Annotated in this window: 1 protein-coding gene, 2 tRNA genes and 3 rRNA genes; all 6 read left to right on the top strand. The window is 54.8% G+C overall.

The features are described 5' to 3' along the window. The first annotated feature begins 194 nt into the window (after positions 1–194). Positions 195–1,727, top strand: a 16S ribosomal RNA gene (locus WDZ97_RS19865). 120 nt (positions 1,728–1,847) lie between these two features. Next, positions 1,848–1,924: transfer RNA gene (locus WDZ97_RS19860), tRNA-Ile, on the top strand. A gap of 29 nt (positions 1,925–1,953) precedes the next feature. Continuing rightward, a tRNA-Ala gene (locus WDZ97_RS19855) sits at positions 1,954–2,029 on the top strand. 280 nt (positions 2,030–2,309) lie between these two features. Then, positions 2,310–5,197 (top strand): 23S ribosomal RNA (locus tag WDZ97_RS19850). Between the two features lie 133 nt (positions 5,198–5,330). Further along, positions 5,331–5,444, top strand: a 5S ribosomal RNA gene (gene rrf / locus WDZ97_RS19845). The 16S, 23S and 5S rRNA genes sit together here with 2 tRNA genes alongside, the layout of an rRNA operon. A 122-nt stretch (positions 5,445–5,566) precedes the next feature. Then, positions 5,567–5,756 (top strand): ThiF family adenylyltransferase (locus WDZ97_RS19840; RefSeq protein ID WP_425763903.1); only part of this gene is annotated, 190 nt, incomplete at its 3' end.

The raw sequence follows: 5,756 nt of genomic DNA, 5'->3' as shown, positions 1-5,756 counted from the left end.
AGCAGCGAACGTTCTTTAACAAAACAAACAGCCGATAGGTGTGGGCACGGCGTGGTTGTAACGGCGAGCAGCTGTCGTTTCAGGGATTCCTGGGGTGGTGGTTGATCGCATGACAACTAAATTGAAGTGCTCATACGAATCAAAGGTTTTAAGCGAAAGCTTATACCTGTGAATTCTGACGAGTTTTGGGAATTAAACTGAAGAGTTTGATCCTGGCTCAGATTGAACGCTGGCGGAATGCTTTACACATGCAAGTCGAGCGGCAGCGCGGTCTTCGGACTGGCGGCGAGCGGCGAACGGGTGAGTAATACATCGGAACATGCCCAGTCGTGGGGGATAACACTTCGAAAGAAGTGCTAATACCGCATACGTCCTGAGGGAGAAAGCGGGGGATCGCAAGACCTCGCGCGATTGGAGTGGCCGATGTCAGATTAGCTAGTTGGTGGGGTAAAGGCCTACCAAGGCAACGATCTGTAGCTGGTCTGAGAGGATGATCAGCCACACTGGGACTGAGACACGGCCCAGACTCCTACGGGAGGCAGCAGTGGGGAATTTTGGACAATGGGGGCAACCCTGATCCAGCCATTCCGCGTGAGTGAAGAAGGCCTTCGGGTTGTAAAGCTCTTTCGGCAGGAACGAAACGGCGAGCTCTAACATAGCTCGCTAATGACGGTACCTGAAGAAGAAGCACCGGCTAACTACGTGCCAGCAGCCGCGGTAATACGTAGGGTGCGAGCGTTAATCGGAATTACTGGGCGTAAAGCGTGCGCAGGCGGTTGTGTAAGACAGGTGTGAAATCCCCGGGCTTAACCTGGGAACTGCGCTTGTGACTGCACGGCTAGAGTATGGCAGAGGGGGGTGGAATTCCACGTGTAGCAGTGAAATGCGTAGAGATGTGGAGGAACACCGATGGCGAAGGCAGCCCCCTGGGCCAATACTGACGCTCATGCACGAAAGCGTGGGGAGCAAACAGGATTAGATACCCTGGTAGTCCACGCCCTAAACGATGTCGACTAGGTGTTCGGTGAGGAGACTCATTGAGTACCGCAGCTAACGCGTGAAGTCGACCGCCTGGGGAGTACGGTCGCAAGATTAAAACTCAAAGGAATTGACGGGGACCCGCACAAGCGGTGGATGATGTGGATTAATTCGATGCAACGCGAAAAACCTTACCTACCCTTGACATGTACGGAACCCTGCTGAGAGGTGGGGGTGCTCGAAAGAGAGCCGTAACACAGGTGCTGCATGGCTGTCGTCAGCTCGTGTCGTGAGATGTTGGGTTAAGTCCCGCAACGAGCGCAACCCTTGTCATTAGTTGCTACGCAAGAGCACTCTAATGAGACTGCCGGTGACAAACCGGAGGAAGGTGGGGATGACGTCAAGTCCTCATGGCCCTTATGGGTAGGGCTTCACACGTCATACAATGGTCGGTACAGAGGGTTGCCAAGCCGCGAGGTGGAGCCAATCCCAGAAAGCCGATCGTAGTCCGGATCGCAGTCTGCAACTCGACTGCGTGAAGTCGGAATCGCTAGTAATCGCGGATCAGCATGCCGCGGTGAATACGTTCCCGGGTCTTGTACACACCGCCCGTCACACCATGGGAGTGGGTTTCACCAGAAGAGGCTAGCCTAACCGTAAGGGGGGCGGTCGCCACGGTGAGATTCATGACTGGGGTGAAGTCGTAACAAGGTAGCCGTATCGGAAGGTGCGGCTGGATCACCTCCTTTCTAGAGTCACAATCAGGTCGTGTCCACAACCTATCGGCTGTTAAAGAAGCAACAAGGGCAAGGAGCTCGGACGAGTCAGCGATGATGAGTCCGCGTTGAGCACCCGACCCTGGAAGGACCGGGTCTGTAGCTCAGCTGGTTAGAGCACCGTCTTGATAAGGCGGGGGTCGTTGGTTCGAACCCAACCAGACCCACCAGATTGCCTGCATGAGTAAGTGCAGTCTTTGGGGGATTAGCTCAGCTGGGAGAGCACCTGCTTTGCAAGCAGGGGGTCGTCGGTTCGATCCCGTCATCCTCCACCACTTCCTTTGATGGGACGTCGGTTGTTCTTGTTGCCGTGGCTTTGAGTGTGAGGCGTGGGGTGCAGAAATGCTGCCCAGACCTCACCCGCAAGGGTGCGAAGTTTGATCTTTAAAAATTTGGAAGAAGTAAAGGGATGTCGGCGTTTCAACCGCGTCGGCATCTCATGGGTAGTGATTGCATCGTCCCACCTCTTTGAACCAGCGGTGGGATAGATAGCGCGAGCGCTTGAGAACTATCCTGTAGTGCGGTGTGAGACGCAAGTCGAGCACAGCGTTATAGGGTCAAGTGAATAAGTGCATGTGGTGGATGCCTTGGCGATCACAGGCGATGAAGGACGTGCAAGCCTGCGAAAAGCTGCGGGGAGCTGGCAATGAAGCTTTGATCCGCAGATGTCCGAATGGGGAAACCCGGCCCGTAAGGGTCATCCCTGGCTGAATACATAGGCCAGAGGAAGCGAACCGAGCGAACTGAAACATCTAAGTAGCTCGAGGAACAGAAATCAACCGAGATTCCCAAAGTAGTGGCGAGCGAACTGGGAGTAGCCTGCACGACTAAACCATTTACTTAGCAAAACGGTCTGGAAAGTCCGACGATACAGGGTGATAGTCCCGTATGCGAAAAGTAGATGGCGGGTCTGAGCGTGCGACAAGTAGGGCGGGACACGTGAAATCCTGTTTGAAGATGGGGGGACCATCCTCCAAGGCTAAATACTCGTGATCGACCGATAGTGAACCAGTACCGTGAGGGAAAGGCGAAAAGAACCCCGGGAGGGGAGTGAAATAGATCCTGAAACCGCATGCATACAAACAGTGGGAGCCTCGAAAGGGGTGACTGCGTACCTTTTGTATAATGGGTCAGCGACTTACGTTCAGTAGCGAGCTTAACCGAATAGGGGAGGCGTAGCGAAAGCGAGTCTGAATAGGGCGATTCAGTTGCTGGGCGTAGACCCGAAACCAGATGATCTATCCATGGCCAGGATGAAGGTGCCGTAACAGGTACTGGAGGTCCGAACCCACTAATGTTGAAAAATTAGGGGATGAGCTGTGGATAGGGGTGAAAGGCTAAACAAATCTGGAAATAGCTGGTTCTCCCCGAAAACTATTTAGGTAGTGCCTCATGTATCACTCTCGGGGGTAGAGCACTGTAATGGTTGGGGGGGTCATTGCGATCTACCCCGCCATAGCAAACTCCGAATACCGAGAAGTGCGAGCATGGGAGACAGACGGTGGGTGCTAACGTCCATCGTCAAGAGGGAAACAACCCAGACCGCCAGCTAAGGCCCCCAATGCGTGGCTAAGTGGAAAACGAGGTGGGAAGGCATAGACAGCCAGGAGGTTGGCTTAGAAGCAGCCATCCTTTAAAGAAAGCGTAATAGCTCACTGGTCGAGTCGTCCTGCGCGGAAGATGTAACGGGGCTCAAGCCACGAGCCGAAGCTGCGGATATGTCGTAAGACATATGGTAGGGGAGCGTTCTGTAAGTCTGCGAAGGTGTCTGGTAACGGATGCTGGAGATATCAGAAGTGCGAATGCTGACATGAGTAGCGATAAAGCGGGTGAAAGGCCCGCTCGCCGAAAGCCCAAGGTTTCCTACGCAACGTTCATCGGCGTAGGGTGAGTCGGCTCCTAAGGCGAGGCCGAAAGGCGTAGTCGATGGGAAACAGGTCAATATTCCTGTACCAATCCATGATGCGATGGGGGGACGGAGAAGGTTATAGCAGCCGGGTGTTGGACGTCCCGGTTTAAGCAGGTAGGCGTGCTGCGTAGGCAAATCCGCGCGGCTTAGCCGAGATGTGATGACGAGGAGCCACGTGCTCTGAAGTGCTAGATACCACGCTTCCAGGAAAAGCCTCTAAGCTTCAGTCATGGATTGACCGTACCGCAAACCGACACAGGTGGGCAGGATGAAAATTCTCAGGCGCTTGAGAGAACCCAGGAGAAGGAACTCGGCAAATTGATACCGTAACTTCGGGAGAAGGTATGCCCTTAGTAGGTGAAGTCCCTCGCGGATGGAGCTGAACGGGGTCGCAGAGAATCGGTGGCTGCGACTGTTTAATAAAAACACAGCACTCTGCAAACACGAAAGTGGACGTATAGGGTGTGACGCCTGCCCGGTGCCGGAAGGTTAAGTGATGGGGTGCAAGCTCTTGATCGAAGCCCCGGTAAACGGCGGCCGTAACTATAACGGTCCTAAGGTAGCGAAATTCCTTGTCGGGTAAGTTCCGACCTGCACGAATGGCGTAACGATGGCCACACTGTCTCCTCCTGGGACTCAGCGAAGTTGAAATGTTTGTGAAGATGCAATCTCCCCGCGGCTAGACGGAAAGACCCCATGAACCTTTACTGTAGCTTTGCATTGGACTTTGACGGGACTTGTGTAGGATAGGTGGGAGGCTGTGAGACGTGGTCGCCAGATCACGAGGAGCCATCCTTGAAATACCACCCTGGTGTCGTTGAGGTTCTAACCTAGGCCCGTGAATCCGGGTCGGGGACCGTGCATGGCAGGCAGTTTGACTGGGGCGGTCTCCTCCTAAAAGGTAACGGAGGAGTTCGAAGGTTCGCTTGGTACGGTCGGACATCGTACCTAAAGTGCAATGGCAAAAGCGAGCTTGACTGCGAGACTGACACGTCGAGCAGGTGCGAAAGCAGGACATAGTGATCCGGTGGTTCTGTATGGAAGGGCCATCGCTCAACGGACAAAAGGTACTCTGGGGATAACAGGCTGATTCCGCCCAAGAGTTCACATCGACGGCGGAGTTTGGCACCTCGATGTCGGCTCATCACATCCTGGGGCTGTAGCCGGTCCCAAGGGTATGGCTGTTCGCCATTTAAAGTGGTACGTGAGCTGGGTTTAAAACGTCGTGAGACAGTTTGGTCCCTATCTGCCGTGGGCGCTGGAAGTTTGAGGGGGCCTGCTCCTAGTACGAGAGGACCGGAGTGGACATACCTCTGGTGTACCGGTTGTCACGCCAGTGGCATCGCCGGGTAGCTAAGTATGGAAGAGATAAGCGCTGAAAGCATCTAAGCGCGAAACTCGCCTCAAGATGAGACTTCCCGGGGACTCGATCCCCCTGAAGGGTCGTGGAAGACCACCACGTTGATAGGCTGGGTGTGGAAGTGCAGTAATGCATTAAGCTAACCAGTACTAATTGCCCGTGCGGCTTGACCCTATAACCGTGTGCTCAACAAATCGTTGAAACAGCACCGGTGATCCCAAGTGCCTCGCGCACACAATCACCCCATATCCTTTACTTCTTCCACATGTGTGCCCGATGCACCTCGCGCACGCATGAAAAGCTTCAGCCTGGTGCCCATAGCGCTGTGGAACCACCCCTTCCCATCCCGAACAGGACCGTGAAACGCAGCCGCGCCAATGATAGTGAGCACCTCGCTCGCGAAAGTAGGTCAGCGCCAGGCTACCCCACAACACAACGCCCGATCACACCCCAGTGATCGGGCGTTTGTGCTTCCAGAACCCGCGGCCGAACATCCTCCCCAACAACCCCGCAAACGACCAAATCCGGACCACAATCCGTCCCATGGCCGATCAAAACACCCCTCGCGCCTTCTCCGGTATCGACCGCCTCTACGGCAACGGCGCATACGCAAAACTCCACAACGCATCCGTCACCATCGTCGGAATCGGCGGCGTCGGATCTTGGGCCGCCGAAGCAATCGCACGACACGGCATCCACAACATCAACATCATCGACCTCGATAACGTCGCCG

Origin of the sequence: Methyloversatilis sp. MC4-4 (assembly GCF_049843555.1) — a bacterium.
Taxonomy (GTDB): Bacteria; Pseudomonadota; Gammaproteobacteria; order Burkholderiales; family Rhodocyclaceae; genus Methyloversatilis; species Methyloversatilis discipulorum_B.
The sequence above is the reverse complement of the archived record's forward strand: the minus strand, read 5'-3'. Positions and strand labels throughout refer to the sequence as shown.